General features: G+C 68.9%; 26 protein-coding genes. 7 read left to right on the forward strand and 19 right to left on the reverse strand.

Features of this window, described 5'->3' with window-relative positions; genetic code table 11:
* Positions 1 to 5: 5 nt before the first annotated feature.
* A complete protein-coding gene (gene dapD, locus GC106_RS26205; RefSeq protein WP_173136023.1) occupies positions 6 to 983 on the forward strand; it encodes a 2,3,4,5-tetrahydropyridine-2,6-dicarboxylate N-succinyltransferase in 978 nt (325 codons plus the stop codon).
* A gap of 39 nt (positions 984 to 1,022) precedes the next feature.
* The gene (locus tag GC106_RS26210) at positions 1,023 to 1,961 is read left to right on the forward strand and encodes a CHAD domain-containing protein (protein WP_173136025.1); all 939 of its coding nucleotides are present in this window, start codon (positions 1,023 to 1,025) and stop codon (positions 1,959 to 1,961) included.
* A 9-nt stretch (positions 1,962 to 1,970) separates the two neighbouring features.
* Here the strand turns inward: GC106_RS26210 and GC106_RS26215 are convergent, their stop codons facing one another.
* Positions 1,971 to 2,780, reverse strand: a complete 810-nt coding sequence (locus GC106_RS26215) for an SDR family NAD(P)-dependent oxidoreductase (RefSeq protein ID WP_173136027.1) — start codon at positions 2,778 to 2,780, stop codon at positions 1,971 to 1,973.
* A 104-nt stretch (positions 2,781 to 2,884) separates the two neighbouring features.
* On the opposite strand from GC106_RS26215, the gene GC106_RS26220 reads away from it, so the two are divergent.
* Complete coding sequence (locus GC106_RS26220) at positions 2,885 to 3,538, forward strand: winged helix-turn-helix transcriptional regulator (protein WP_173136029.1); 654 nt, start codon at positions 2,885 to 2,887, stop codon at positions 3,536 to 3,538.
* A 46-nt stretch (positions 3,539 to 3,584) separates the two neighbouring features.
* Here the strand turns inward: GC106_RS26220 and GC106_RS26225 are convergent, their stop codons facing one another.
* Together GC106_RS26225 and GC106_RS26230 are read right to left on the reverse strand one after the other, a co-directional pair.
* Positions 3,585 to 5,711, reverse strand: coding sequence for a S9 family peptidase (locus GC106_RS26225; protein WP_173136031.1), 2,127 nt, complete (start codon positions 5,709 to 5,711; stop codon positions 3,585 to 3,587).
* Between the two features lie 30 nt (positions 5,712 to 5,741).
* On the reverse strand, positions 5,742 to 6,404 hold the full coding sequence (locus tag GC106_RS26230) for a DUF4097 family beta strand repeat-containing protein (protein WP_173136033.1): 663 nt from the start codon (positions 6,402 to 6,404) through the stop codon (positions 5,742 to 5,744).
* 222 nt (positions 6,405 to 6,626) lie between these two features.
* Here GC106_RS26230 and GC106_RS26235 point away from each other — a divergent pair, with 222 nt between their 5' ends.
* A complete protein-coding gene (locus tag GC106_RS26235) occupies positions 6,627 to 7,358 on the forward strand; it encodes a MarR family transcriptional regulator (protein WP_173136035.1) in 732 nt (243 codons plus the stop codon).
* A 50-nt stretch (positions 7,359 to 7,408) separates the two neighbouring features.
* On the opposite strand, the gene dapC is transcribed toward GC106_RS26235, so the two are convergent.
* On the reverse strand, positions 7,409 to 8,497 hold the full coding sequence (gene dapC, locus GC106_RS26240) for a succinyldiaminopimelate transaminase (RefSeq protein WP_217280984.1): 1,089 nt from the start codon (positions 8,495 to 8,497) through the stop codon (positions 7,409 to 7,411).
* Positions 8,494 to 8,820, reverse strand: coding sequence for a ferredoxin (gene fdxA / locus GC106_RS26245; protein WP_173136037.1), 327 nt, complete (start codon positions 8,818 to 8,820; stop codon positions 8,494 to 8,496). Before fdxA ends, dapC begins: the two co-directional genes overlap by 4 nt.
* Positions 8,821 to 8,975: 155 nt before the next feature.
* On the opposite strand from fdxA, the gene GC106_RS26250 reads away from it, so the two are divergent.
* Positions 8,976 to 9,701: a GNAT family N-acetyltransferase gene (locus GC106_RS26250; RefSeq protein ID WP_173136039.1), complete on the forward strand. Its 726-nt coding sequence runs from the start codon at positions 8,976 to 8,978 to the stop codon at positions 9,699 to 9,701.
* Here the strand turns inward: GC106_RS26250 and GC106_RS26255 are convergent.
* The 11 genes from GC106_RS26255 to typA form a co-directional block, all read right to left on the reverse strand.
* Positions 9,683 to 10,474, reverse strand: coding sequence for a hypothetical protein (locus GC106_RS26255; RefSeq protein ID WP_173136041.1), 792 nt, complete (start codon positions 10,472 to 10,474; stop codon positions 9,683 to 9,685). The genes GC106_RS26250 and GC106_RS26255 overlap by 19 nt on opposite strands.
* Before the next feature lie 3 nt (positions 10,475 to 10,477).
* Positions 10,478 to 11,200, reverse strand: coding sequence for an MBL fold metallo-hydrolase (locus GC106_RS26260; RefSeq protein ID WP_173136043.1), 723 nt, complete (start codon positions 11,198 to 11,200; stop codon positions 10,478 to 10,480).
* Positions 11,201 to 11,268: 68 nt separating this feature from the next.
* Entirely contained in the window at positions 11,269 to 11,676 is a 408-nt protein-coding gene (locus tag GC106_RS26265; RefSeq protein ID WP_173136045.1) for a hypothetical protein, read from the reverse strand.
* Positions 11,673 to 12,518 (reverse strand): N-acetyl-1-D-myo-inositol-2-amino-2-deoxy-alpha-D-glucopyranoside deacetylase, encoded by an 846-nt coding sequence (mshB, locus tag GC106_RS26270; RefSeq protein ID WP_173136047.1) that lies wholly within the window; start codon positions 12,516 to 12,518, stop codon positions 11,673 to 11,675. The genes GC106_RS26265 and mshB overlap by 4 nt, the downstream gene beginning before the upstream one ends.
* 34 nt (positions 12,519 to 12,552) lie before the next feature.
* A complete protein-coding gene (locus GC106_RS26275; RefSeq protein WP_173136309.1) occupies positions 12,553 to 13,539 on the reverse strand; it encodes an ABC transporter ATP-binding protein in 987 nt (328 codons plus the stop codon).
* A gap of 44 nt (positions 13,540 to 13,583) precedes the next feature.
* The gene (locus GC106_RS26280; RefSeq protein ID WP_173136049.1) at positions 13,584 to 14,768 is read right to left on the reverse strand and encodes an ABC transporter ATP-binding protein; all 1,185 of its coding nucleotides are present in this window, start codon (positions 14,766 to 14,768) and stop codon (positions 13,584 to 13,586) included.
* Positions 14,765 to 15,718 (reverse strand): ABC transporter permease, encoded by a 954-nt coding sequence (locus tag GC106_RS26285; protein WP_217280985.1) that lies wholly within the window; start codon positions 15,716 to 15,718, stop codon positions 14,765 to 14,767. The genes GC106_RS26280 and GC106_RS26285 overlap by 4 nt, the downstream gene beginning before the upstream one ends.
* Entirely contained in the window at positions 15,711 to 16,709 is a 999-nt protein-coding gene (locus GC106_RS26290; RefSeq protein WP_312872855.1) for an ABC transporter permease, read from the reverse strand. The genes GC106_RS26285 and GC106_RS26290 overlap by 8 nt, the downstream gene beginning before the upstream one ends.
* A 125-nt stretch (positions 16,710 to 16,834) precedes the next feature.
* Positions 16,835 to 18,655, reverse strand: coding sequence for an ABC transporter family substrate-binding protein (locus tag GC106_RS26295; protein ID WP_173136053.1), 1,821 nt, complete (start codon positions 18,653 to 18,655; stop codon positions 16,835 to 16,837).
* Between the two features lie 243 nt (positions 18,656 to 18,898).
* Positions 18,899 to 20,536 carry an ABC transporter family substrate-binding protein gene (locus tag GC106_RS26300; protein ID WP_173136311.1) on the reverse strand — a complete coding sequence of 546 codons (1,638 nt, stop codon included), beginning with the start codon at positions 20,534 to 20,536 and terminating at the stop codon, positions 18,899 to 18,901.
* Positions 20,537 to 20,836: 300 nt separating this feature from the next.
* Positions 20,837 to 22,735 (reverse strand): translational GTPase TypA, encoded by a 1,899-nt coding sequence (typA, locus tag GC106_RS26305; RefSeq protein WP_312872856.1) that lies wholly within the window; start codon positions 22,733 to 22,735, stop codon positions 20,837 to 20,839.
* 164 nt (positions 22,736 to 22,899) lie between these two features.
* Between typA and GC106_RS26310 the strand changes: the two genes are divergently transcribed.
* Positions 22,900 to 23,079, forward strand: coding sequence for a hypothetical protein (locus tag GC106_RS26310; protein WP_173135955.1), 180 nt, complete (start codon positions 22,900 to 22,902; stop codon positions 23,077 to 23,079).
* Positions 23,080 to 23,276: 197 nt separating this feature from the next.
* On the opposite strand, the gene GC106_RS26315 is transcribed toward GC106_RS26310, so the two are convergent.
* On the reverse strand, positions 23,277 to 23,576 hold the full coding sequence (locus GC106_RS26315; protein WP_173136058.1) for a YciI family protein: 300 nt from the start codon (positions 23,574 to 23,576) through the stop codon (positions 23,277 to 23,279).
* A gap of 241 nt (positions 23,577 to 23,817) precedes the next feature.
* On the opposite strand from GC106_RS26315, the gene trpS reads away from it, so the two are divergent.
* Positions 23,818 to 24,783 carry a tryptophan--tRNA ligase gene (gene trpS, locus GC106_RS26320; protein WP_173136060.1) on the forward strand — a complete coding sequence of 322 codons (966 nt, stop codon included), beginning with the start codon at positions 23,818 to 23,820 and terminating at the stop codon, positions 24,781 to 24,783.
* Positions 24,784 to 24,786: 3 nt separating this feature from the next.
* Here trpS and GC106_RS49440 read toward each other — a convergent pair whose 3' ends face one another.
* Together GC106_RS49440 and GC106_RS26330 are read right to left on the reverse strand one after the other, a co-directional pair.
* Entirely contained in the window at positions 24,787 to 25,509 is a 723-nt protein-coding gene (locus tag GC106_RS49440; protein WP_312872857.1) for a (deoxy)nucleoside triphosphate pyrophosphohydrolase, read from the reverse strand.
* Positions 25,509 to 26,099 (reverse strand): TetR/AcrR family transcriptional regulator, encoded by a 591-nt coding sequence (locus tag GC106_RS26330; RefSeq protein ID WP_217280986.1) that lies wholly within the window; start codon positions 26,097 to 26,099, stop codon positions 25,509 to 25,511. Before GC106_RS26330 ends, GC106_RS49440 begins: the two co-directional genes overlap by 1 nt.
* Positions 26,100 to 26,363: the final 264 nt, after the last annotated feature.

Here is a 26,363-nt window from a genome sequence, read left to right on the forward strand (position 1 = left end):
GGCACGTGAGCGTGAACCCCGAGTCGAGCGGCGCCTACGGCGTCGGCCTTGCGACAGTCACCACTGATGGCACCGTGCTGGACTGCTGGTTCCCCAAGCCGAAACTGGGGGACGCGCCCGCGCCCGGCACCCAGCGGTTGTCCGAAATGGAGGCAGCCGGGGAACTCGGCGAGGGGATCTCGGCGATGCTCGGGCCGGACGACGCCCGCGGTGTCGAGGTCATCGCCGTGCGGACCGGCATCACCGCGCTGGCCGAGCAGCCTGTCGACGCGTACGACGTCTACTTGCGGCTGCACCTGCTGTCCGCCCGGCTCGCGACGCCGAACAGCCTGAACCTCGACGGCGTTTTCGGGCTGCTGGCCAATGTCGTGTGGACCAACCACGGACCGTGCCCGGTGGAGAACTTCGCCGAGACGCGACTGGCGCTGCGGGCTCGTGGTGCGGTGACGGTGCACGGCATCGACAAGTTCCCGCGCATGGTCGACTACGTCGTGCCGAGCGGGGTCCGGATCGCCGACGCGGACCGCGTGCGGCTGGGCGCGCACCTGGCGAGCGGCACGACCGTGATGCACGAGGGCTTCGTCAACTTCAACGCGGGCACGCTCGGCTCGTCGATGATCGAGGGCCGGATCTCGCAGGGTGTCGTCGTCGGCGACGGCTCGGACGTCGGCGGCGGCGCGTCGATCATGGGCACGCTGTCCGGCGGCGGCAAGGAGACGATCACCATCGGCGAGCGTTGCCTGCTCGGCGCGAACGCCGGCATCGGCATCTCGCTGGGTGACGACTGTGTCGTCGAGGCGGGCCTGTACGTGACCGCGGGCACGAAGGTCACGCTGCCCGACGGCCGGCTGGTCAAGGCCCGTGATCTCTCGGGCGCCGGCAACCTGCTGTTCCGCCGCAACTCCAGCACCGGAACGGTCGAGGTCGTCGAGCGCAGCGGGTCGGGCGTCGCCCTCAACGCGGCGCTGCACGCCAACGATTGACCACCGAAAGACGCCCTTCGTTCACCTAAGATTCATCAGATGACCACTTCCCTCACGCCGGTGGATCTCGGGCTGACGCCTGAGCCGATCACCGCCCGCCGCAAGGACCCGCCAGCCGTGCACGTCCGTGTGCGCCTGGACAGTCAGCTGCGTGCGCTGCTCGCGCACGAGGCGGGCACCAAATCCGGCGTGGACCCGGAAGACCTGCACCAGATGCGCGTCACCATCCGGCGCCTCCGCGCGGCGGTCAACGCGGACGGCGCCGGACTGGGGGACGCGGCGTCACCGCTGCAACTGGAGCTCAAGTGGCTCGGCAACGTCCTCGGTCCGGTCCGTGACCTGGACGTCCAGCTCGACCGGCTGCGCACGGAGGCCGCGGGCTTCGAGGACACCGAGCGGGCGGCCGTCGAACGCCTGCTCGGCGGCCTGATCAAGCAACGCCGGGCGGCCCGCCGCCGCATGCTGGCGGCGATGCGCACCCAGCGTTACTCCGACCTGCTGACCGCGTTAGCCGCCGCCACCGCTTCGGCGCCCTCGGCGGAGGCTCCCGTCGGGACGGACGGCAGCACTCCGGCCGTGGTCAGCGTGATCTACAAGCCGTACCGCAAGCTCTTCAAGGCAGTCGAGGCCCTCGGCGAGGACCCGCCGGACGACGACCTGCACGCCCTGCGGATCAAGGGCAAGCGGTTACGCTACGCCGCCGAACTGGTCGGCGCCGCGGGCCGGGAGCCGGTGAAGAACCTGATCAAGGCGACCAAGGCGTTCCAGGAAGTCCTCGGTGAACACCAGGACGCGGCCGTGGCGGAGGAGACGATCCGCCGCCTGCTCGCCGACCACGAGGACCCCGAGGTCACCTTCGTCGCCGGCCGCCTGGTCGAACGTGAACACGCCCGCCGTCTCGCCTACCGGTCACAGTGGCGCGAGAAATGGGACGCGGTCGCGGCCTTCGCCCCCGAGTTCCACCGCAAGGCCACCTAGGCACGGAACTCAGTCGACCAGGGCTCCGCCGGACAGGTTGGCGATCGTCCCGGTGACGACTCCGGCCCGGTCCGAAGCCAGGAACGCGGCCGTCTCCGCGATCTCGGCGAGCGTGGGCAGCCGTTTCAGCAGTGTCCCCTGCGCCAGCCCGCCTTCGAGGAACTCCTGGACCGACTGCCCGCCCGCGGCCGCGGTCTGCTCGAAGAGGTCCTTGGTGTAGGAACCCGCAGCCGGTGCGTCGACGACGGCGTGCGGACGGATGCCGACGACCCGGATGTTGCCGGGGGCCAGCTCCGCTGCCAGCACGCGCGAGAAGGCCTCCTTGCCTGCCGCGCTCACGGCGTGCCCCAGGATGCCGCCGACAGCCAGTTTCGCGCCCGGCTCGGACAGGGTCAGGATGACGCCAGGCCGCTCCCGGCCCATGTGCCGGGCCACGGCCTTGCTGGTGATGAACAGCGTCCGCAGGAAGCCGTCGATCGGCCGGATGAACTCCTCCAGCGTGAGGTCCGCCAGCGAAGTCCCCTGGTCGTGCATGACACTCACCGCGTTGAGGGCGATGTCGATGCTGCCTGCCGTCGCCGCGACCTCGGCGGCGTGCTGGTCGACCGCCTGCTGATCGAAAACGTCGACGACCGCGGTCTCGACCTTCCCGCCTGTGGCGGCGATCTCCCGCTCCACGGCGTCGAGTTTCGCCTGGGTCCGTCCGGCGATGAAGACCCGCGCGCCTTCACGGGCGAAGACCCGTGCGACAGCGCCGCCGATCGCACCTCCGCCGCCGTAGATCACGGCGTTCTTGTCCGCCAGCAGCAATCCACTCATGTGTGCCCTCCAGGTAGCTGTTGGTTGCAAACCATAGCCACATGAGGTTTTAAAAAACAACTAACTGCTGTGGTATTTTCCTATCAGACTGGGAAGGGGTGGTCATGCCAACCAGCCGTAGCTATCGGGACTCCTGCGGGATCGCCCGGGCGCTCGACGTCGTCGGCGAGCGCTGGGCACTGTTGGTGGTCCGCGAGCTGTTGCTGACGCCTCAACGTTTTTCCGAGCTACGGCACGCCCTGCCACACGTCAGCTCGAACCTGCTGGCGGACCGGCTCCGGGAACTCGAACAGAACGGGGTGGTCCGTCGTGCCGAGGCACCGGCGAACGGCCCGCGGGTCTACGAACTGACCGAACGGGGCCGGGCGTTGGAGCCGGTCCTGGTGGCGCTGGGCGACTGGGGAATCGACGCCCCGCAACCCCCGCCGCCGACCGCGCTCAGCGCCACGTCGGTGCTGATCTTCCTGCGCCGGGCCGCTCGTCCCGACCCCGCGGCACCGCCCACGACCTGCCGTCTCGAGCTCGACGGTCGAGTGTGGACGGTCCGGATGGCGGCCGGGGAGGTGGACGTGCGGCCCGGCGAACCTGCGACGGCGGACGTTTCGCTCCGTGCGGACCCCAAGACGCTCAGCGCACTGCTGACTGATCCGGCCGCACTCGCCACCGCGTGCGCCGACGGCAGCGTGGCCGTCGTCGGCGATCTGTCGGCGATCGGCCGGCTGCTGCACGCGGTCGCCGACCCGTGGCCCGCCGGCTAGCCGAAGTCCGCCCGGCGGGGATGTGCCGGGCGGACTGAGTTTCGAGTCAGGCGAACATCTCGGCGAGCAACTCGGGGCCGATCGGGATGGGGGCAGGGCGGTATGCGGGCGGCTGCGTGCCCATCAGCTCGCGCACCAGGAAGTCCCAGCAGCGCTTGCGGACCTGAGCGATGCAGTCGATGAGCGTGTGCTCCGCTCCGGGCACGATGAACAGCTCGAAGTCCTTGTCGGCGGCCAGGAGCCGGTCGGCGAGCCGCAGCGAGTGCTGTGGGTGGACCTGGTCGTCCAGCTCGCCGTGGACGAGCAACAACTTGCCGGTCAACCGATCCGCGATGTCCACATTGGAGGAACGGGCCCAGGCCCCAGGGTTGTCCGCACCGTCGTAGCTCTCCACGAAGCCCAGGTTGAAGCAGCGGGCGTCGTGTGAGCCCGAGAGAGCCACTCCGGCCTTGTACGTCTCGGGGAAGTCCAGCATCGCCCGCGCCGCCGCGAATCCGCCGCCGGAGTGGCCGAACACGCCCACACGGTCCAGGTCCATCCACGGCCGGGTCTCGGCCAGCTGCCGCAGCGCCGCGACGTGGTCGGCCAGGCAGCCCGCGTCGGCCAGATGGCCGTATGAGGCGTCATGGAAGGCCTTGCTGCGGCCCGGGGTGCCCCGGCCGTCCAGTGCCACCACCACAAAACCCAACGCCGCCAGGGGTTCCGCGTCCATCCCCATGCCGCCGGGGTCGAAGCCCGGCTCGACCCGGTTGACCTGCGGGCCGGGGTAGACGTTGTCCACGACCGGGTAGCGCCCGGCGGGGTCGAAGCCGCGCGGCCGGTACAGCACGCCGTAGATGTCCGTCACGCCGTCAGCGGCCTTGACGCAGAACCGTTCCGGCGCGGTCCAGCCGGTGGCGACGAGCTTGCTGATGTCAGCGCGTTCGAGGTCGACCAGCACTCGCCCGGACCAGTCGCGGACCGTCGCCACCGGCGACGTGTCCACAGTGGACGCCGAGTCGACGAAGTACGCCATGGAGTCCGGCAAGGTGACGACGTGGTCCAGGTCGTCGTCGGTGACCTTGGCGAACCCGGTGCCGTCCAGACTGACCCGGCACACCGTGCGCCGGTAGGGATCGGCGGCGACCAGCCCGGAGGCGGTGAAGTACACCACCCGCTCGGCCTCGTCGACGTGCAGGATCTGCCGCACCGCCCACTGCCCGGACGTGACCTGCCCGAGTAGCTCGCCGGTGCGCAGGTCGTACCGGTACAGGTGGCCCCAGCCGTCCCGCTGCGAGTACCACAGCACCTCGTCGCTGAGCACCCGCACGATCGGGGGCTCGTACATCCACTGGTTGGGCTCGACGCGGGTGCTCCCGGTCTCGCTGAGCACAGTGGTGACCTCGCCCGTCGCCGGGTCGAGTCGGTACAGAGTCAGCGTGCGCAGGTCGCGGGGCCGGGCGAGGTAGTAGACCGCCGAGCCGTCCGGAGCCCACCACGCCCACTTGATCATGATTGGCGACAGCTGCGGCATGAGCAGCGGCTCGGTCTGCGCGCGGACCACCGTGCCTGTGGTCACGTCCAGGACGACCAGCTCGGCCAGCGGCATGTGTTCGTCGCCGGGGTACGCGTACCGCTGGGTGTGTAGCGCCGGAGCGCTGCCGTCGGCGGGCCTGGCCTGCACCAGATGGGTCTGACGGACCTCGCGCTCATCGGTCCGGTGCGCCAGCACCTTCGTGGAGTCAGGTGACCACGCGACCGCAGGCGGCAGGTGCGGCAGACCGATCTTGCGCAGCAACGTGGCGTTGCTCGTGCAGTCCGGGCCGTAGCCGTACCCGTAACCGGGTTCTCCGTCGGTGGTCAACGCCCACTCACGACCGTCGGAAAGCGAACGGGCCCACAGGTCGTGTCCTCGCCGGGACACCGCGACCTTCTGGTCAGGCGAGAGCACCTCCAGCGGACTGCCCAGGGGCGCGTCCGCGAGCGCGGTGGGGTCGAAGTCGGGCTGGCGGGTGCCCGCCGCCGGGTCGACCAGCACGAACCGGTTCCGCTCGCCGTCGTTCACCGCGTACCAGAAGCGGGCGCCGCCGTCGATCCACTGTGGCCTGACCTTGTCGCCGGTGACGAGTTCGCCGGGGCGGGCCGGACGGCGCAGGAGTTGTTCCGCGGCCTGGTAGTTCTCGGTGCTGCTCATTGTTTTCGTCTCCCCAGATGTCGTGGTCGGTCAGAGGCTGCGGGCAGTGATGTCGCCGTGGGCGGTGGTCGCGTGGATGGTCAGGTCGGCGGCCCCGGTGTTCTTGAGCGAGTTGTGCACCCGGCCGAGGGTCGTGCCTGCGTCCAGTGCGGCGGAAACCCCCGCGGCGGCGCCGACCGACACGTCACCGGCCTGCGTGGTCACCACGACCGTGCCGCGTACGGCCTCGTCGATCCGGATGTCGCCCTTGCCGGTGCTGATCTCGGCGGGGCCGTTGAGGCGGCCGACTGAGACGTCGCCTGCATGGGTCGCGAGGCGCACGCTTGCTGCCTCGTCGAGCTTGATCGCGCCGTGCGAGCCCTCGAAGGTGACGTCGCCCAGCCGTCCGACGCCGCGGAGTTCGGCGCTGGCCGCCTTCGCCTCGACGCGGGAACCGGCCGGCAGCTGGACGGTGACCTCGATGGCCCCGGACGGGCCGAGGATCTGGTTCTTCGCCGAGGCCTCGATCCGCAGGACGCCGTCGGCGTAGTCGACCTTGGTCTGCTCCGCCACCTTCACGTCGCGGCCCTTCGAGGCGTCCGCGGGCAGGACCTCGACCGTGGTGTCCGTCCGGTCGGCGGCGATGAACCGGACCTGCCCGGCGGGGATGTCCAGAACGGTGGCGATCGGGGCCGGGGTGTCGAACTTCCGCATCGTGTTCTCCTGACTGAGCCGCTTGTTTCTGACACCGGAAACGCTACGTTGCGTTCACAGTTTGGGCAACTAGTTTGTTGCTTATGATCAGTATTTATGCACGTCAAGAACACATAATCATTGCAATGGCTCTGATTTCAACGCAACGCAAGCGGACTCGACCCGTTGCAATAGACGGACACCGCGCACTACGGTGGACCCATCGAGCACGAAGGAGACGTGATGCCCGGAGGCAGGCTCACCCAGCAGGAACGCCGGCAGATCGCGCTGGGCCTGGCCGACGGCCTCGCCTACGCGGAGATCGCCCGAGGTCTCGACCGTCCCACGTCGACGATCACGCGTGAGGTGATGCGCAACGGCGGCCCCACCGCCTACCGCGCCGACCTGGCCCACCGGGCCACCGAACGCCGCACGCACCGGCGCAGGCAGGCCACGCCCCGAGGGCCGCAAACGGCGCCGCAGGCGCACGGACGCGACGCCGAGGCCGTCCTCGAATACGAGGAGACGTTCACGACACTGCTCATGCAGTCGGGCCTGCCGAAGATGATGGCCCGGGTGCTGACCTGCCTCTTCACCACCGACGCGGGCAGTCTCACGGCGGCCGAACTCGTCCAGCGCCTCCACGTCAGCCCGGCGGCGATCTCGAAGGCGATCGCGGGCCTGGAGAACCAGGGGCTCGTCCGCCGGGAACGCGACGAACGCCGCCGCGAACGCTACTTCGCCGACAACGACGTCTGGTACCAGTCGATGGTCGCCAGCGCCCGATCCAACGCGCTGCTGGCCGAGACCGCACGGGAAGGCGTCGGCATCCTCGGCCCGGGCACCCCGGCCGCCGTCCGCCTGGAGAACATCGCCCGCTTCATGGACTTCGTCGGCGAGAGCATCGCCCGCGCCGCGGAACAGGCGCGCGACATCCTGTACGCGAAGGTCGAAACGGACAACCGGCCGTCCTGACGGTCAGGGCCCGGCTTCCTGCGAAGCCGGGCCCTGACCTGCAACACAGGTCAGCCGGTCAGCCGGGAAGCAGCCGCCGCGACGCGCTCGTCGGTCGCCGTCAACGCGATCCGGACGTGCTTGGCCCCTGTCGGCCCGTAGAAGGTCCCCGGGGCGACCAGAATCCCGCGCTCCGCGAGCCACGACACCGTCTGCCAGGCGTCCTCGCCCCGGGTGGCCCACAGGTACAGGCCGGCCTCGGAGTGGTCGATCGTGAAGCCCGCGGCCGTCAAGGCCTCCCGGAGCACCGAGCGGCGTGCCCGGTAGCGCTCCTTCTGCGCCTCCACGTGCGAGTCGTCGGACAGCGCCGCCGTCATGGCCTCCTGCACGGGCCGCGGCACCATCATCCCGGCGTGCTTGCGGACCTCCAGCAGCGAGGCCACCAGCACCGGATCACCGGTCACGAACCCCGCGCGATAACCGGCCAGGCTGGACGACTTCGACAGCGAGTGCACCGCGAGGACGTTGTCCAGGCTGCCTTCGTTGACCGAGTGGTGCAGCACCGACACCGGCGTGACGTCCCAGCCCAGGGACATGTAGCACTCGTCGGACACCACGATCGCGCCGCGTTCACGGGCCCACGTGACGACCTTGCGGAGGTGTTCCACGGGCAGGACGCGGCCGGTCGGGTTGGACGGCGAGTTGAGCCAGATGATCGCCGGTTTCCGCGGCCCGAGGGCCGTCAGGCCGTCCGTGCGCACGACGGACGCCCCGGCCAGCAGTGCCCCGACCTCGTAGGTCGGGTACGCCAGCGGGGGGATGACGATCACCGATCCCGGGGCGACCCCGAGCAGCGTCGGCAGCCAGGCGACCAGTTCCTTCGACCCGATCGTCGGCAGCACGCCGTCCGCGGCGACACCGCCGACGCCGTACCGGCGGCCGAGCGCCTCGACCGCCGCTTGCCGCAGCTCAGGCGTGCCGTGTGTGGTGGGATAACCGGCACGGTCGGACACTGACGCCAGCGCCGCCCTGATCTTGTCGGGCACCGGGTCGACGGGGGTGCCCACCGAGAGGTCGACCACCCCGTCCGGGTGCGCACGGGCCTGGGCCGCGGGACCGGCCAGCGAGTCCCACGGGAAGTCCGGCAAACCCTTGATCAATGCTCCGGCTCGCGCGGCGCCAGGTCCTTGATCCACTGCGGGTCGGCCGAGACCTTGCCGACCTTGGACGCCCCGCCGGGCGAACCGAGCTCGTCGAAGAAGTCGACGTTGGCCTTGGTGTAGTCCTTCCACTGGTCGGGGACGTCGTCCTCGTAGTAGATGGCCTCCACCGGGCAGACCGGCTCGCAGGCACCGCAGTCGACGCACTCGTCAGGGTGGATGTAGAGCATCCGGTCGCCTTCGTAAATACAGTCGACCGGGCACTCCTCGATGCACGCCTTGTCGAGCAAGTCGACGCAGGGCTCGGCGATGACATAGGTCACGGTGCTCTGCTCCTTCTGAAAACCGTGGTCACGCGCGTTCGGGAAGTACGCGATAGGGCCAGTATCCCCCGTCCACCCGGCGGACGAGTAGCCGGTGTCAGAGGGTGACCAGGATCTCAGCAAGTCGGCCGGGCCGATCACCCCAGAATCGGGTCATGGACACCGTCACCCGACTCGAACACGAGTGCGCCCAGGCCTGGCCCGCGGTGGTCGACGAGCGCCTCGGCGACTGGCGGATGCGGGCCGCAGGCGGGTTCACCGGACGCGCGAACAGCACGCTGACCTGCGGCGACCCTGGCATCGACCTGCCGCTGGCGTTGCGCCGGGCCGCCGGGTTCGCCGAACGCAACGGCATCCGGCCGACCGCGCACGTGGTGCTGGGCTCGCGGGTGGACGCCGAGATCGCCGGACAGGGCTGGGTCGTCAACCTCGACCACCCGGGCGGGGCGGAGTCCTTGGTGATGATCGGACCTTTGTCCCCTGGAGCGCACGAGGGCGCGCGTGTCGACGACGCGCCGTCGCCTGGTTGGTGGGAGCTCACCGCGGGCTCCCAGGAGCCTTCGTCAGCCCAGCGGCACGTCCTGTCGTCCATCTCCGGAGTCGGTTACGGCGTGCTCGAACGTGACGGTCAGGTCGTCGCTGCCGTGCGCGGCGCGGTCGTCGGCGACCTCCTGCACGTCGCACGGTTGGCCGTGCGCCCGTCACATCGCCGCCAGGGCCTTGCCGTCGGCCTGTTGAAAACGCTGTACGCGTGGGCGGACGCCAAGGGCGCGAAACGCCAGGCACTGCAGGTCGCCGAGCACAACACGGCGGCGATCCGGCTGTACGAGGGCTTCGGCTGCGCCGAACACCACCGCTACCGCTACTGGATCCCCTGCTGAGCAAGCCACCTCGTGCCGTGCTTGGCGGCACGTTTCAACGCGGAGCGCTCGCCGAGGTAGTCCCCGGCCATGCCGACGACCGGCAGCATCCCGAGTGCCTTGTGGTAGAGCCGTCCCTGGGGACGTTTCTCCAGCTCGCCGGTGATCGCGAAGAGGATCCGGGCCTGGCGCCACAGCCACTTGAAGCCCGCCTTGACACCGAACCGCTTGCCCTTCACCGGCTCTTCGACCGGTTCCTCCTCCTCAGGCGCCAGCTTGGCCACCAGCTCCTCGTCGGCCGCGGCGTCACCCTTGCCGCGTGCGGTCACCGGGTCGATGTCCCGGTCGAACAGCACCGCGCCCAGCAGGCGGACCTTCACGCCGATGTCGTCGACCCCGCGCTCAGCGGCGATGGCGCACAACAGCAGGCCCTGACTGGCCGAGCCGAGCATGTCCTGCAACGGCAACCGGTCGCCCCACACGCCGGCCAGCCCGGTGACCGAGGCGAGCAGGGACGTGAACCGGCCGACCCGGCTGATCCACCAGTCCACCCGCTCGTCGATCGGCAGCTGCCCCCAGCCCTTCATGCCGGGCCGCCTGATGCTCGCGACCCTGCCGGCCACCGTGGTCCTGACCTTGTCCAGAATGGACCTGTCCACCTCGGGGTCGTCGCCGTCGAGGTCGTCCTCAACCGGTTCACCGTCGTCACGCAGCCGGGTCAGCATCGGCTCGCACCTGCGCACGAACACGCGCAGGACCGCGGCCACATGCTGGTCGGTGATCGCCTCTGCCACGGCTCAGCAGCGTAAGGCCATGCCCTCGGTGGCCGCAGCTATATCTCCGGAAAACTCGGCGTAGGCCGACGAAACCGCCGCCGTCCGGTCGCTTCCCGGCCAGAAATGGGTCAGCAGCAGCTTGCGCACCCCGGCCCGTTTGGCCCACATCCCGGCCTCCCGCGCGGTCAGCAGCGTGCGCGGGCCCTCCTGCGGTTCGAGCAACGTCGCCTCGGCGATGAACAGGTCCGCGTCCTTCGCCAGCTCGGCCAGCGCGGGATCGGGCCCGGTGTCCCCTGTGTACGCCAGCACACTGTCACCTGTGGACAGTCGGACGCCGGAGTTCGGGACGTGGTGCGGCAACGGCACCCCGGTCAGCTCGAACGGCCCGACCTGGTAGCCGCCGGGCAGCTCGAAGATGTCGAACACCGCGGACAACGGCGGATTCGCCTCGATCACGCTCATCCGCCGCACGACACCCATCGTGCAGTACAACGGAATCCGGTTGGGCGCACCGTAGAACTTGGCGCGCAGCAACGCGTTCAGGTCCACGCAGTGGTCCGGGTGTTCGTGCGTCACGACGACCGCGTCCACGGCCCCCGGCGGGCACACCTCGAACAACCGCGAAGCCACGCCGAAGCCCAGGTCCAGCACCAGCCGGAAGCCGTCGTGTTCCACCAGGAAACCACTGCAGGCACGGCCGGGCTCAGGCCAGGCGCCGCAGCTGCCGAGAACGGTGATCTGCATACCTCAGCCTTCCACCGAGCAGCGTGACCAGCTTGTCCGACAAGGCAGGAAACGGCGTGAACACGCCGTCAGTGCGTCAGTTTGCCCGTGGGCGGAGGAGTTTGTCTGCCCAGCATCCCGCCGAGCGAGACGGCGCCCGCCAACGCGCCACAGCCGAGCAGCAGCAACGCCCGCCAGTCGCCGACCAGCACGACATCGCCGCCCGGGCCGGGAAACGCCGAGGCCAGCACGCACAGCAGCCAGATCCACAGCGGTGAACCGGCAACAAGCAGCCGGGGCGACACCCGGCTCGCCCGCTTGACCAGCCTCGGCAACGTCACCGCCGCCACGACGGCCGAGATCGGGAACGGCAGCCCGCCGGCCATCGGCAGGATGGCGCCGTCGAACCGCAACGGCAGGTAGAGCAGTTCGACGGCCGCGAGCGCCGCGCTGACCAACAGCAGGCCGGCCAGCCGGAACCCGTTCCGGACGCTCATCCGAGGCCTCCGAACAGGTCGTTCTCCGCCTCGTCCGGCGGGCCGCTGGCCAGGATGTAGTACTCGTGGTCGACGATCGGCTGCGCGATGTCGTTCGACAACGCGTAGCACGACGAGCCGGAGTCGTCCTGCCAGACCGTGACCTGGGTCTGGTGTGCCCGCAACGCACGGAGTTTCGCGTCGAGGTGGTCCGCGATCGGGATCACCGTGGTGATCTCGTCGTCCGGGGTGACCGGTAGTTCACCGGGTTCCGGCAGGCGGTGCGGCAGGTCGGCCACCGCGGCCAGCTCCGCGATGCCCGCCTCGGTGGCGTTCTGGGACGTCACGACGTGGAAGACCCGGCGCACGTCGGCCTGGGCACACGCGACGGTCGTGATCTCGTGGGCACGGATGTGGTCCGGGTGCCCGTAGCCGCCGTCCGGTCCGTACGTGACGACGACGTCCGGTTTGACCTCACGCAGGATCTCCAGCAGCTGCGTGGCCTGCTCGGTGAAGTCACCGTTGATGAACGCCCGGGGGTGCTCGTTGGACGGCACGCCCACCATCCCGGAGTCGCGCCACCGGCCTATCCCGCCGAGATACCGGTGATCCACGACACCCAACGCCGCGCACGCCGCCCGCAGCTCGCCGTTGCGGTAGCCGCCGAGCTGGTCGGCCTCGCCGGCGGTGAGCAGGGCGAGACCGTCCGGGATGATCTCGCCCTCCTCGCCCAACGTGCAGGTCACGAGGGTGACATGGGCGCCGTTGGCCGCGTATCGGGCAATGGTGCCGCCCGTCCAGAGACTCTCGTCGTCCGGATGGGCGTGCACCAGCAGCAAGCTCGGTGGAGCAGTCAACATCACGCCCTCAGCCTAGGGAATCAGGCCTCGGCCGTGGTCACAGCACCTGACGTTCCTCGGCGAAGTGGCACGCCGAGGACAGTCCACCGGAACCGTGCGGCACCAGCGGCGGCTCCTCGGTCGCGCAGATGTCCTGCGCCTTCCAGCAGCGGGTCCGGAACCGGCAGCCCGACGGCGGGTTGACCGGGCTCGGCACGTCACCGGTGAGCACGATCCGCTGCCGTTCCCGCTCCTGGCGCGGGTCGGGCACCGGCACGGCCGACAGCAGCGCCTGCGTGTACGGGTGGGTCGGACGCGTGTAGATGTCCTCCCTCGGCCCGATCTCCACGATCTTGCCCAGGTACATCACGGCCACCCGGTGGGAGATGTGCCGCACCACGGACAGGTCGTGCGCCACGAACAGGTACGCCAGGTTGAAGCGCTCCTGGAGTTCCTCCAGCAGGTTCACCACACCGGCCTGGACCGAGACGTCCAATGCGGACACCGGCTCGTCCAGCACGACCATGCGCGGGTTGAGCGCCAGCGCACGGGCGATGCCGATGCGTTGCCGCTGACCGCCGGAGAACTCGTGCCCGTACCGGTTGCGGTGCTCCGGGTTGAGGCCGACGAGTTCGAGCAGCTCGTCCACCCGCTGCTGGCGGTCGGCCGCGGACCCCTGGAAACCGTGGATGTTGAACGGTTCCGACACGATGTCGTTGATCTGCCAGCGCGGGTTCAACGACGCGTACGGGTCCTGGAACACGATCTGCATGTCCTTGCGGACCGCCCGCATTCCCCGCTGGCCGAGCGTGGTCAGCTCCTTGCCGTCGAACTTCACCGAACCCGACGTGGGCTGGTGCAGTTGCAGCACGGCACGGCCGGTCGTGGACTTGCCACAGCCGGATTCGCCGACCAGGCCGAGGGTTTCCCCGGCCGCCAGCGTGAAGCTGACGCCCGACACGGCGTGCACCTGCCCGATCGTGCGCGGGATGATGCCGCCGCCACGCACCGGGAAGGTCTTGACCAGATCGGTCACCTCGAGCATGGGCGCGGTGCCCGCCTTGGCCTTCTCCTGCTGCACCTGTGTGGTCACGATTCCTCCGCCCGCTGCTCGTCCAGCCGCTTCTCGACCTCGGCCAGATCCTCGACCTGCACGAGATCCGGTGCCTCCGCGACGAGCGCGGCCGGATTCTCCACGACACCGATCTCCTCGGTGGCGAAGAGCTTGCGCGGGTCCTCGATCCCGGCGAGGTGCTCCCACCGGATGCAGCGTGCGCTGTGGTTGCTCCCGGTCTGGATCAACGGCGGCTCGCCTTCGTGGCACTCGTCGATCACGAGTGGGCACCGCGGCGAGAACACGCACCCGCTCGGCAGGTTCATCAGCGACGGCGGCGCACCCTTGATCGGGGTCAGCCGCCTGCCCAGCAGGGTCGGGTTGGGGATCGAGCCGAGCAGGCCGACGGTGTACGGCATCCGCGGCGTTTCGAAGACGTCGTGCACGCCTCCGGTCTCCACGATCGTGCCGCCGTACATCACCTGCACGCGGTCGACCATGCCGGCCACGACACCGAGGTCGTGGGTGATCATGATGATCGCGGCGTTGGTCTCGTCCCGGATGTTGAGCAGCGTCTCCAGGATCTGCGCCTGCACGGTCACGTCGAGCGCGGTGGTCGGCTCGTCCGCGATGATCAGCTCGGGGTCGTTGATGATCGACATGCCGATCACCGCGCGCTGGCGCATACCGCCGGAGAACTCGTGCGGATACTGCTTGGCCCGCCGGTCCGGCTGCGGAATGCCGACCAGGGCAAGGGTTTCCACGGCCTTGGACCACGCGGCCGCCTTGGACACCTCGTGGTGCGCCCGGTATGCCTCCGCCAGTTGGTAGCCGACGGTGAACACCGGGTTGAGCGACGTCATCGGGTCCTGGAAGATCATCGCGATCCGGTTGCCCCGGTAGCGGCGCATCTCCTTGTACGGCAGCCCGGCCAGCTCGTCACCCTGGAACCTGATCGAGCCGGACACCTTGGCGGTCTTGGGCAGCAGCCCCATGATCGCCAAGGACGACACCGACTTGCCGGAGCCGGACTCGCCCACGATGCCGAGAACCTCGCGCTGCCCCAACGAGAACGTCACGTTGCGCACCGCGTGCACGGCGCCGTCCTCGGTGTTGAAGTCCACCGACAGGTCGGTGACCTCCAGCAGCTTGCCGGTCGGCTCCTCGTGCGGGCGGGCGCCTTTCAGCGCCGTGTCGCCGAAGTCCGAGAATTCACTCATGCCCGCACCCTCTTCTGCCGTGGGTCGAACGCGTCCCGAAGGCCGTCACCGATGAAGTTCACCGACAGCGAGATCAGCACGATGAAGATGAACGGGAAGTAGAACAGCCACGGGTGCACGAGCAACTCGTTCTGGTTCTCGCTGATCAGCAGGCCGAGCGAGGTGTCCGGGTACTTCACGCCCAGTCCGACGAACGACAGCGCCGACTCCAGCAGCACCGCCTGCGCCATGCTGATCGTGGCGTTGACGATCACCACGTCCATCGTGTTGGGCAGGATGTGCTTGAAGATGACCCGGCCGGGACCGCCGCCGAGCGCCCGCGCGGCCTCGACGAACTCCTTTTCCCGCAACGAGAGCACCATGCCGCGCACGGTCCGCGCGGTGATCATCCAGTTGGTCAGGCCGAGGATGATGGCCACCTGGAGCCAGTTGCTCGACCCGCCGCCCTGCTCGAGTTCCGCGGTGGAGAACGTGCTGCGCGACAGCACCGCGGCGACCAGGAAGGTCGGGATGACCAGGACGAGGTCGGTCAGCCGGGAGACCGCGCTGTCCACCCAGCTGCGGTAGTACCCGGCGAGAGCGCCGAGCACGACCCCGACGGCCGTGTTGATCACCGCGGCGACCAGCGCGATCTGCATCGAGAACCCGGTGCCGCTGAGCACCTTCGCGAACAGGTCGTCACCGATCTGGCCGGTGCCGAACGGGTGGTCGGCGCTCGGCGGCTGGTAGCGGCCGAGGTTGAGCTCCGACGCGTCGTACTTCCACAGCATCGGGCCCAGCACGGCGAACAGCACGAGCAGCCCGAAGACGATCATGCCGACGATCGCGGCCTTGTGCCGGAAGAACCGGCGCAGGACCACCTGCCATTGCTTGCGCGGCTTGGCGATGTCCAGGCCTGCCGCGGCCGCGGACGCGCCGCCCGCTGTCGTAGTGGTGGTGTGGTCAGCCAAGACGGATCCTCGGGTCCAAGCGGGCGTACAGGATGTCCGCGATCAGGTTGGCGATCACCACGATGACCGCCGTGACCATGACCACGCCGAGCACCATGAAGACCTCTTTCTCATAGATGCTGCGGATCAGCAGTCTGCCCATGCCCGACCAGTTGAACACCGTCTCGGTGATCACGGCGCCGCCCATCACGCTGCCGAAGTTCACCGCGAAGACGGTGAGCACCGGGATCAGGCCGTTGCGGAACGCGTGCCGGAAGATCACCCGGCCGGACGACAGGCCCTTGGCCTGCGCGGTGCGCACGTAGTCCTGGCCGAGCACGTCCAGCATGGAGGCTCGCTGGAACCGGCTGTAGAGCGCGAACTGGATCGCCAGCAGGGCCAGCGTCGGCAGCAGGAACGTGCCGATGTACTGGGTGATCTGGTGGCCGAAGCTGCCGCTGAAGCCGCCGGGTGGTGGCCCGGCGGTGGTGATCCATCTGTCCATGCCGATGGACTCGAGGAAGTTGTTGAACGGGATCGCGGCGCTCTTGAGGATCAGGCCGATGCAGAACACCGGCATCGAGAACAGCGCGAACGCCACGCCGGTCGCCGTGTAGTCGAAGATCGAGTACTGGCGGACGGCACCGATCACGCCCACCGCCATGCCGATCAGCAGGGCCAGGATCTCCGCCCCGATCACCAGGCGGAAGGTGGTCCACAGGCCGTGGAAGACCTCGTCCTGGACGTCCTTGACGCCCGATCCGGGGATGATGGTGGTTCCCCAGTCACCCTGGACGAACCCACCCACCCAGTTGACGTAGCGCTCCAGGAACGGATCGTTGTAGCCGATCCGCTCGTAGGCGAGCGCGATCTCGTCTGGTTCGCGCGGCTTCTGCAGCTTCCACTCACCGAGTGGATCGCCCATGCCCTGCACGAGGGCGAACACCAGAAAAGAGCCGACGATCAGCAGCGGGATCGTGATCAGGATCCGCCGCACGATGTAACGGAACACTTCGCTTACTCCTAGGGCCTGGCTCCCAGCGGTGGCCAGGGTAGCCATGAACTCCACGCGAGCGGGGGCCGGTGCTCGTGGCACCGGCCCCCATCACGCCCGGTTGGAGCAAATCAGATGACGGTCTACCTCTTGACCCAGGCCCAGGCGTTCCACGTCTGCCCACCCTGGAAGTTCAGGTAGGAGATGTCGCCGACCTTGCCGTCCGCTCCCATCACGCCGATGCTGGCGTCGGTCGCGGCGAAGTCCGGCAGCTGGAACAGCGGGATCGAGTGCATGTCGGCGGCCATCAGCTTGTCGGCCTCGTTGAGCTGCTTGACCCGTGCCTCGAAGTCGAGGTTGGTGTTCGCCTCGTTGAACAGGCGGTCGACCTCGGCGTTGGAGTACAGGTTGTAGTTGGCGGTGCCGCCCTTGTCCTTGGAGAGGTAGTTCTCCGTGGAGCTGGACTTGCTCAGGCCGCCGACCCAGGCGAACAGCGCCGCGTCGAACGCGCTCGCGGTCAGGTCGTCGTCGTTGAACTTGTCCTTCTGGCCGCTGTTGATCTGGATGCCGGCTTCCTTGCACTTCTGGCTGACCAGCTGCCAGGTCTTGTGCCTGCGGTCCACGGTCTTGTAACCCAGGGTGAACTCGGCACGGGTGCCGCCCTTGGCGTAGATGCCGTCGGAGCCGAGCTGCCAGCCGGCGTCCTCCATCAGCTTCTTGGCGTCCGCGACCTTGCCCTCGCCGATGCCCTGGTAGTGGTCCTCGTAGCCGACCTCGTTGGGCATGAACATGAAGTTGCCGAGCGGCTTGGCGTTCGGGTCGATGTCCTTGATCAGGTTGTCGATGATCGCGTTGCGGTCGATGCAGGTCGCGACGGCCTTACGCAGCTCGGGGTTGTCCTTGAAGATCGGCCGCGACATGTTGAAGTCGATGTGCTCGTAGGTCTGGCCACCCTGGGCGAGCAGCTTGACCGTCGGGACGGCCTTGAGCTGGATGGCCGTCGGGCCGTCAGCCTGGACGTCGATCGACTGGACTTCCTTGTTCTGCAGCTGCTGCGACGCGGACTGGGCGTTGGTGTTGGTCCGGATCGTCAGCTTCGACGGGCCGGTCTTCGGGCCCCAGTACTTCGGGTTGCGCACCAGCACGAGCACGTCACGCAGGTCCGTGCTCTCGATGGTGAACGGGCCGCCGGAGAGGGCGGTCTCCTTCTTGTAGCCCAGCCAGTTCTCGGTGTACGCCTTCACGGCCGCGTCGGTCACCAGCTCGGGGCTGGTGCGGGTCAGCTTGGTGATGTCGGCGACACCGGCGGCCTTCTCCCAGATGTGCGCCGGCAGCAGGCTCTGGTTGCCCGTGTAGGAGAACAGGCCGCGGTAGTCGGCGAACGGCGTCTCGAAGATCACCGTGGCGGTCTTGAGATCATCGGAGCACTTGACTTCCTTGATGTTCTCGTACCCGGCGGTCGACGAGTCGAACTTCTTGCCGGTCTCCTTGCCACGGACCAGGAACTGCAGGTAGATGTCCTTGCAGCTGATCGGGGCGCCATCCTCCCAGACGGCAGCCTTCTGGAACTTGTACTCGATCGTCTGCGGGCTCTTCGAGGTGACCTTCACGGACTCCATCAGGTCGCCGTCGATCTGCTGCTCGAACCGGCCGTTCTCGAAGACACCGATGTACGGCGACGGCTGGATGGCCACGGTCGCGGCGAGGTTGGCCGCGCTGTTGGTGACGCCGAGCAGGTTGTTGTAGTCCTGGAAGTTCTCCTCGGTCACCGTGGTGACTTCACCCATGTCCGGGACCGTGGGACGCTTGTAGATCTTGTCCTCGCCGCCGAGCTCACCCGGCTTCGCGTTCTGCTGGTTGGCCCCGCTGCCACCCGAGTTGTCGGTCCCGGCGCTGCATGCGCCGAGCACCATGCTCGCCGCGGCGAACAGCGCAATCGCGGAGACTGCCTTTGATCTCCTCATTGACACGTGCCCTCCTAGCACAGGGTCATCTCCACAAGCCGATCTGTCGCTTGAAGAGCACCCATGACTCTTAGACGCGCCCAACTGCCGTGGGCCGCGCACTGCCGTGGAACGCTAGGAACCCAAATGGTCGCCGGTCACCCATGCCGCTCCGATCGTGACCAAAGGGTGACACGTCGATAGCACTCGGCAACCCATCCGTTACCGGCCGGTACTATTCCGTCCCCGGGCAAGCACGCAGAGCTAGTTCTGCTTGCGTTGCCAGCTGACCGCGGACGCGAACGGCGCGTTCAGCGGAGCGGTCAGGTCACCGGTCGACAGCTCCGCACGGGCGGCGACCGAATCGGCCGACTGGAACAACGGGACGGCCACCGCTTGGCGCCACAGCCGTGGCTCCACGATGCCGATGGCCTCGGCCAGCGCCATGGACCCGTTCAGGGCGGCGTCGATCGTCGGCTGGAGGCTCTGGTCGCAGAACCCGGCCAGGTTGCCCGGCGGCGCCTGGGTCGCGTCGGTCGACCGGACCGGGCAGCCGTACACGGAGGCCATCACGGCGGCCGGGCTGTCGCCGACCGGGCGCGGCGCGATCAGGATGTTCGGGCCCGCCTCCGTCCCGCTCGACCGCATCAGCTGGTCACCGGCCGGGGTGACGAGTTTGACCTGGACGCCCGCGGCGACGAGCTGCCGCTGCACCTCCTTGGCGACGAGGACGTACGGCTCCTTGTCGGCCGGCGCGCCCAGCGTGACCACCAGAGGGCGCCCTTCGCGCGTCCAGACGCCCGATACGAGCGAGTAACCGGCCTGGGTGAGCAGGGACTGCGCCGCGGCCGGATCGTGCGCCAGCGGGCCAGTTGGGCCGTATCCCGCCTGGGACGGCGCGAGCACCAGCGCGTCGGCCCGCACGCTCGGCCCGCCGCCCGTGCCGACCCTGATCACCTCGTCCCGGTCGAGCAGGTTGACCAGCGCGGTGCGGACCCGGTCATCGGCCAGGTCGGTCCCGGCCGGCCTGAGGAACAGGCTGACGACGGCCGGGCGCGGCGCGGCCTTGACCGTGACCTTGTCGCCCAGAGCCTGGAGCATGGCCACGCCGCCGGCGTCGGTCCGGGCGACGACCAGCTGGTCGTGCCCGGTCCGCAGGGCGTCGCTCAGCCCGGCGGGGTCGGCACGCCGCAGGATCACCCGGTCGGCGACCGCGGGCCGCTCCCAGTACCGCTCGTTGCGTTCGAGCACGATCTCGCCGCGAGGGGCGTCGAGCTGCTTGATGGAGAACGGCCCGGCCGTGGCCGGGAAGGTGCTCTCCAGAACCTGGTCCCAGCCGCCGGGGGCGTCCTTGAGCAGGTGCGCGGGCAGCAGGCTGGTGAAGAGGGACCGCCAGCCGGGGTAAGGGGCGGCGAAGGTGACCTGGACGACCTTGCCGCTCTCCTCGGACTTGATGTCGGTGATGAGGCGGTAACCGGCCGAGTCGACGCCGCCGGGTTCGTCCCGCATCTGCTCGCGCAGGTAGAGGAAGTCCTCCGCGGCGATCGGAGCACCGTCCGACCAGGCAGCGTCACCCCTGAGGCGGTAGGTGACGGTGTAGGGCTCGGTCCTGGTGACGTCGGCGGACACCATGAGCGTGCGATCGAGCTGCGGGCTGCCGTCCGGCGCGGTCCGGAACACGCTCGGCAGCAGCATCGTGGAGAGCGCAGTGGTGATTGTGGACTGATCCGCCAGCACATGCGGGTTGTAACCGCCCGCGATGCTGTCGACCCCGACGACGATCTCACCGGGTTTGGCCGCGGACGCCGACGGAACCGGCGGAACCGTGCCCACCACAGGCGGCGGAGGCGTGTTCGAGCAGGCAGTGAGCATCACCAGCGCGGCGACAACCGCGGCAGCCATTCGCACGGCTCGACACCCCCTTGGCGCGGAGGATGCCATTGTCCAAGAACCCACGCACCCGAGTTTTCCAGTCCGGGCGGCGTCCCGTGGCCGGAACCGGAGCAATTCACAGGATTCCCGAGCCCGTGTCCACCATTCCGGCACCCCGTGTCGACCTTTCCGGCACCCCGAGTTGACCTTTCCGGCACCCCGAGATTCCCGTCACGCTCCGGGCCGGTGGTCTTCACCCTTCCGGAACGTGGTTTCGCGGTGTCGGAACGTGGCTTTCACGATGCCGGAAAGGTGGACACGACGGTGGGGTCAGCCCTGGGTCTTGGCGCGGGACCGAGCCCGGGCCCGCTGAGTGGAGTCCAGGATCAGCTTGCGGACGCGGATCGCGTTCGGCGCCACCTCGACGCACTCGTCGCTGGCACAGAACTCCAGCGCCTCCTCCAGGCCCAGCTTCCGGGGCCGTGCGAGGCGCTCGAGCTCGTCACCGGTGGACGACCGCATGTTGGTCAGCTTCTTCTCCCGCGCCACGTTGACGTCCAGGTCCTCGGCGCGCGGGTTCTCCCCCACGACCATGCCCTCGTAGGCGTCCTGGCCGGGCTCGACGAAGAACGTGCCGCGGTCGGCGAGCTGGATCATCGCGTACGCGGTGATCGGGCCGGTCCGGTCGGCGACCAGGGAACCGCTGTGCCGCGTGCGCAGTTCGCCCACCCACGGGAAGTAGCCCTCGAAGACGTGGTTGGCGATGCCGGTGCCGCGCGTCTCGGTGAGGAACTCGGTGCGGAAACCGATCAGGCCACGGGCCGGGACCACGTACTCCAGGCGGATGCGGCCGGTGCCGTGCCCGCCCATGTGCTCCATCTTGCCCTTGCGTGACGCGAGCAGCTGCGTGATCGAGCCGAGGTGCTCCTCGGGGGCGTCGATCGTCAGGCGTTCGAACGGCTCGCACAGTTTGCCGTCGATCGTGCGGGTGACCACCTGCGGCTTGCCGACGGTCAGCTCGAAGCCCTCCCGGCGCATCGTCTCGACGAGGATCGCCAGCGCGAGCTCGCCACGGCCCTGGACCTCCCAGGTGTCCGGGCGCTCGGTCGGCAGGACCTTCACGCTCACGTTGCCGACGAGCTCGGCGTCCAGCCGGGCCTTGAGCACCCTGGCGGTGAGCTTGGTGCCGCCGTTGCGGCCGGCCAGCGGCGAGGTGTTCACACCGATGGTCATCGCGATGGCGGGCTCGTCGACGGTGATCCGGGGCAGCGGCACCGGGTTGTCCACGTCGGCGAGGGTGTCGCCGATGGTGATCTCCGGGATGCCGGAGATGGCCACGAGGTCACCGGCCGCGGCCTCCTCGCCGGGCACCCGGTCAAGGGCCTCGGTGATCAGCAGCTCGGCGATCCGGACGTTGGCGACCGAGCCGTCCGCGCGGCACCACGCGACGGTCTGGCCCTTGCGCAACCGGCCCGCGTGGATGCGGCACAGCGCGATCCGGCCGAGGAAGCTGGACGCGTCGAGGTTGGTGACGAGCGCCTGCAACGGCGCTTCGGGGTCGCCGGTCGGCGACGGGATGTGCCGCAGCAACACGTCGAACAACGGGTCAAGGTTCTCGCTGTCCGGCAGGCCACCGTCGGCTGGCTGTGTCAGCGACGCACGGCCCGCCCGCGCGGAGGCGTAGACGACCGGCAGGTCCAGCACGGCGTCGAGGTCTTCCAGCTCCAGTTCGCCTGCCAGGTCGAGCAGCAGGTCGTGGCTCTCGCTGACGACCTCCTCGATCCGGGCGTCCGGGCGGTCCACCTTGTTCACCACGAGCACCACCGGCAGGCCGGCGGCCAGCGCCTTGCGCAGCACGAAGCGGGTCTGCGGCAGCGGGCCCTCGCTGGCGTCGACGAGCAGCAGCACGCCGTCCACCATGGCCAGGCCGCGCTCGACCTCACCGCCGAAGTCGGCGTGCCCGGGGGTGTCGACCACGTTGATGGTCACCACGCCGTCCGGGGTCTGCCTGCGTACGGCCGTGTTCTTGGCCAGGATCGTGATGCCCTTCTCCCGCTCGAGCTCGCCGGAGTCCATCACGCGGTCGACCACCTCGGCGCGTTCGGCGAAGGCGCCGGACTGGCGCAGCATGGCGTCGACGAGAGTGGTCTTGCCGTGGTCGACGTGCGCCACAATGGCGACGTTGCGCAGGTCCGTCCTGGTCCTGCTGGCAGTGGCCGATGCGGGCACGCGAGAGCTCCTGTACCTCAAGTTACGGGGATGGCCCCACGCTTGCATGCGGACGAGGCCCACCGGAAAGGTTACCCTGACCTGAGGTGTGATCAGCCGCACAGGACGATCAAGGAAGGTTAACCTAGCCTTACTTCAACTCGTCAGCCGAGGTTGGAGCGCGTGTGGGCAAGAAGAAGATCAAGGCCAAGTACGTGGGCAAGACGCCCGCGGAAACCGTGCGCAACCTGATGAAGGCGGGCAAGGTCAAGAAGAAGTGCTGCAAGTCGAAGGACCGCTGCGGCAAGTGCCCGGTCCTCGCCCTGCGCCGGGCCAAGGACGCCCAGGCCACGAAGGCCGCCTGACCGTTCCCCCAGAGTTCATCTCGTGACGCACGCCGCTCCCGCGCACCGTCGGCGCCGGCGAACCGAGCCGGAGTTCGGCACGGGAAAGTAAAAAGTCGTTCACAAGCCCATTTCCGGATGACCGGCCCGGACCGGCTTGAGGCGGTCGATCCGGGCAGTTCGGTGCGTACCGAAATATGACGAACCGACACTTTTCACTAACCGACGAGCGCCTCGTTGACCTTGGCGAGTTCCGGCGCCGTGCGGGTGGCCTCGAACTCGACCACCTCGTGCTGGACCATCCGTGCGGTGTGCAACGGATCCGTGGCCAGCATGGCTTCCAGCTTCACCCGGGGCATCGGCCGGGCGATGATCACCCGCCCGGTCCGCTCGGGACGGCGGCCCGAACACAGAAAGTGCCCGGCGTCGTAGTGCCTGCTGAGCCATTCCATGTGATCGGGCAGCAGATAGTCGATCTCTTCAATTGGCGCTTTGTAAGCGAGCATCACGATGTACATGCGATTTACGGTACGCCCGGGACAGCACAACAGGAATGACGTCCGAGCGGCATATACGCGTTCTTTATGTGTCCCTGCTACCCTCGGTGTCATGCACAGCAACCCCGGGATGTGGTGGGCCGCGAGAGGCGGCCGACCGACCGTGCGCTGACTGTGCACGCCAGCCAAGGGCCGCCCCGACCGGGCGGCCTTCTTTGTGTCTCCCTGCCGGCGGCGGCCAAGCCGAGAGAGGGAGGACATCATGACCAGACTGTCCGGGATGACACCGTCCGGGCGTGCACACTTGGGCAACTACCTGGGGGCAGTCCGCCGGTGGGCACGCGAGGGCGCCGAGGACGACCTGTACTTCGTCAGCGACATGCACGCGATGACAACGGCGTACAACCCGCAACGGCTGAGAGCGCTGAGCCGGGAAATGCTGGCGGTGCTGATCGGCTCGGGCATCAAACCGGAGCGTGTCTTCGTGCAGTCGGACATCGCGAGCCAGTTGACCACGCTGACCTGGGTGCTGGAGTGCACGTGCACGTTCGGCGAGGTGTCCAGGATGATCCAGTTCAAGGAGAAGTCCGCGGGCACCAAGACGGTCCGGCTGGGCCTGCTGACGTACCCGGTGCTGATGGCGTCCGACATCCTGCTGCCCGGGGCGGCCGAGGTCCCGGTCGGCGAGGACCAGGCGCAGCACGTGGAACTGGCACGGGTGCTGGCACGGCGGTTCAACAGCACGTACGGCGAAGCGTTCGTGGTGCCGCGCGCGGTCACGCCGACGGTCGCGGCGCGGATTCGTGACCTGGCCAACCCCGACCGCAAGATGGCCAAGTCCACCCGTGACGAGGCCGGAGTGGTGTTCGTGCTGGACAACCCGGACATGATCCGCCGCAAGTTCCGGCGCGCGGTGACCGACACCGCCGACCGGGTCGAGTACCGGCCGGACGAGCAGCCGGGTGTGGCGAACCTGCTGGAGATCCTCGGCGCGTGCACCGGCCGGTCGCCGCAGCAGGCCGCGACGGGCATCGACTCCTACCGTGTGCTGAAGGAGACCGTGGCCGACGCCGTCATCGAGGAACTGCGGGACGTGCAAAAACGTACGGAGGACCTGCTGGGTGATCCGGCCGAGCTCGACCGGATCCGGGCGACCGGGGCCCAGCGGGCCGCGGAGCGCGGCCGTCACCGGCTGGAGTCCGTGCTGCGGCTGGCCGGTCTCGGTTGAAGATCACGTGCCCTCGTGGGTGCCCGCATCCACGAGGGCACGGAACACCGGCAGCAGGATGCGGTCCGCGGGCAGCCAGTCCACGTCGCCGAGTTCGTCCCGGCTGAGCCAGCGCACCGCCTCGTGCTCGACCGCCTTGGGTTCGCCGTCGGTCGTCGCCTGGTAGATCCGCAGCAGTTTGCCCCCGGGCAGCACGACATCCGGCCCGGCCGCCTCGCCGGGTGACACGTCGACGCCCAGTTCTTCCCGGCATTCCCGGCGGACGGCGTCCTGGTCGCTCTCCCCCGGCTCCACGCGGCCGCCCGGCAGTTCCCACATCCCCGCGATCTCGGCGGGAAAAGCCCGCCGCTGAGCCAGAATCCGGCCGTCCCGGACAATCGCGGTGCCGACGATCACGGGCGCGCCGGTCAGTTCCACGGCCCGCGCACGAGTCGACTCGGCGACCGAGCCGAGCAACGACAACACCGGGCGGCGTACCGCGATGCCGTCCACGAAAGCGTTGGGCGACAACCACGAGAGCTCACACGTGAGCAACGTCCCGGCCTCGGTCGATGCGCACTTCCCGGTCAGCCGCGCGGCGCGGAACGGCCTGCCCGGCAGGACCGCGGCGATCATGTCGTCGGACACCGAGACCACGTGCGCACGTTTGGACGCGAGCTCGATGAACGCGCCCGCCACCGTGCGTGCGGGCGCGTCGATCAACGCGGTGGTTCGCAGCGCGGGCATCAGATGCGTACCAACGGAAGGAAGACCTGGTCGACGATCTCCTCGATCGTCTCGTCCGGAACGGCGGGGCCACCGCCGTGCTGCAGGATCTCGTTGCGCATCAGGTCCAGCGGCAGGGTGCGCAGGCGTTCCGGCAGATCACCGCGGACCTCGCCGCGTGCCTCGGCTCGTTCCAGAATCCCGTGCATCTGCTTGGGTTTCATCATCGAGAGGCGTTCCCGGATCTTGCGGCGCAGGTCGTCGTTCATGCCCGCGTCGGCCAGCACACCGAACACCAGGTGCAGCATGGCGGGCGTGGCGCGGTCGGCCGTCCGCCGCAGCAACGTGATGACGTCCGTGCGCAGGCTGCCGGTGTCCGGCACTTCCAGCTCGGCCGCGGCGAACCGGAAGTAGGCGTCGATGATCAGGTCGGCCCGGCCGGTCCACCGCCGGTAGAGCGCCGCTTTGCTGGTGCGCGCCCGGATGGCGATGCGCTCCATGCTCACCGCGGTGTAGCCGACTTCGGCCAGCTCGTCGACGGCCGCGCGCATGATCGCCTCCTCGAGCGCCTCACCGCGTCTGCGCGGACCCTTCCGATGATCGACCTGCACCCGGCGAAGTGTAGTCCCGGATCGCGGAAAGAAGGCGATGACCTGGCGTTTTGCCCTACCGGCCAGCGCCATCCGCCGCGCTGCGAGATCGGCACCCGCACACCCGGCGGCCTCCGGCCCCCGAAATCCAGCGTAGCGGTGGGTACCGACGATCCCGGCCCCGTCAAGATCCATTGGCCGCGGTTTGTCCACAGATCCCGTATCGGGACGACGCCGTGGCCCGGTTTTCCTGACATTGTCCTGACGAAGGCGTCCGACGGCCGG

This window comes from Kibdelosporangium persicum (assembly GCF_013280595.1).
Taxonomy (GTDB): domain Bacteria; phylum Actinomycetota; class Actinomycetes; order Mycobacteriales; family Pseudonocardiaceae; genus Kibdelosporangium; species Kibdelosporangium persicum.

Bases quoted from the DNA above. Each gene is read 5' to 3' on its own strand.
- GC106_RS26210 (WP_173136025.1), top strand. From the start codon at position 1,023: ATGACCACTTCCCTCACGCCGGTGGATCTCGGGCTGACGCCTGAGCCG.
- GC106_RS26215 (WP_173136027.1), bottom strand. From the start codon at position 2,780: ATGAGTGGATTGCTGCTGGCGGACAAGAACGCCGTGATCTACGGCGGC.
- GC106_RS26220 (WP_173136029.1), top strand. From the start codon at position 2,885: ATGCCAACCAGCCGTAGCTATCGGGACTCCTGCGGGATCGCCCGGGCG.
- GC106_RS26225 (WP_173136031.1), bottom strand. From the start codon at position 5,711: ATGAGCAGCACCGAGAACTACCAGGCCGCGGAACAACTCCTGCGCCGT.
- GC106_RS26230 (WP_173136033.1), bottom strand. From the start codon at position 6,404: ATGCGGAAGTTCGACACCCCGGCCCCGATCGCCACCGTTCTGGACATC.
- GC106_RS26235 (WP_173136035.1), top strand. From the start codon at position 6,627: ATGCCCGGAGGCAGGCTCACCCAGCAGGAACGCCGGCAGATCGCGCTG.
- GC106_RS26250 (WP_173136039.1), top strand. From the start codon at position 8,976: ATGGACACCGTCACCCGACTCGAACACGAGTGCGCCCAGGCCTGGCCC.
- GC106_RS26260 (WP_173136043.1), bottom strand. From the start codon at position 11,200: ATGCAGATCACCGTTCTCGGCAGCTGCGGCGCCTGGCCTGAGCCCGGC.
- GC106_RS26265 (WP_173136045.1), bottom strand. From the start codon at position 11,676: ATGAGCGTCCGGAACGGGTTCCGGCTGGCCGGCCTGCTGTTGGTCAGC.
- GC106_RS26275 (WP_173136309.1), bottom strand. From the start codon at position 13,539: ATGCTCGAGGTGACCGATCTGGTCAAGACCTTCCCGGTGCGTGGCGGC.
- GC106_RS26280 (WP_173136049.1), bottom strand. From the start codon at position 14,768: ATGAGTGAATTCTCGGACTTCGGCGACACGGCGCTGAAAGGCGCCCGC.
- GC106_RS26295 (WP_173136053.1), bottom strand. From the start codon at position 18,655: ATGAGGAGATCAAAGGCAGTCTCCGCGATTGCGCTGTTCGCCGCGGCG.
- GC106_RS26300 (WP_173136311.1), bottom strand. From the start codon at position 20,536: ATGGCTGCCGCGGTTGTCGCCGCGCTGGTGATGCTCACTGCCTGCTCG.
- GC106_RS26315 (WP_173136058.1), bottom strand. From the start codon at position 23,576: ATGTACATCGTGATGCTCGCTTACAAAGCGCCAATTGAAGAGATCGAC.
- trpS (WP_173136060.1), top strand. From the start codon at position 23,818: ATGACCAGACTGTCCGGGATGACACCGTCCGGGCGTGCACACTTGGGC.
- GC106_RS49440 (WP_312872857.1), bottom strand. From the start codon at position 25,509: ATGCCCGCGCTGCGAACCACCGCGTTGATCGACGCGCCCGCACGCACG.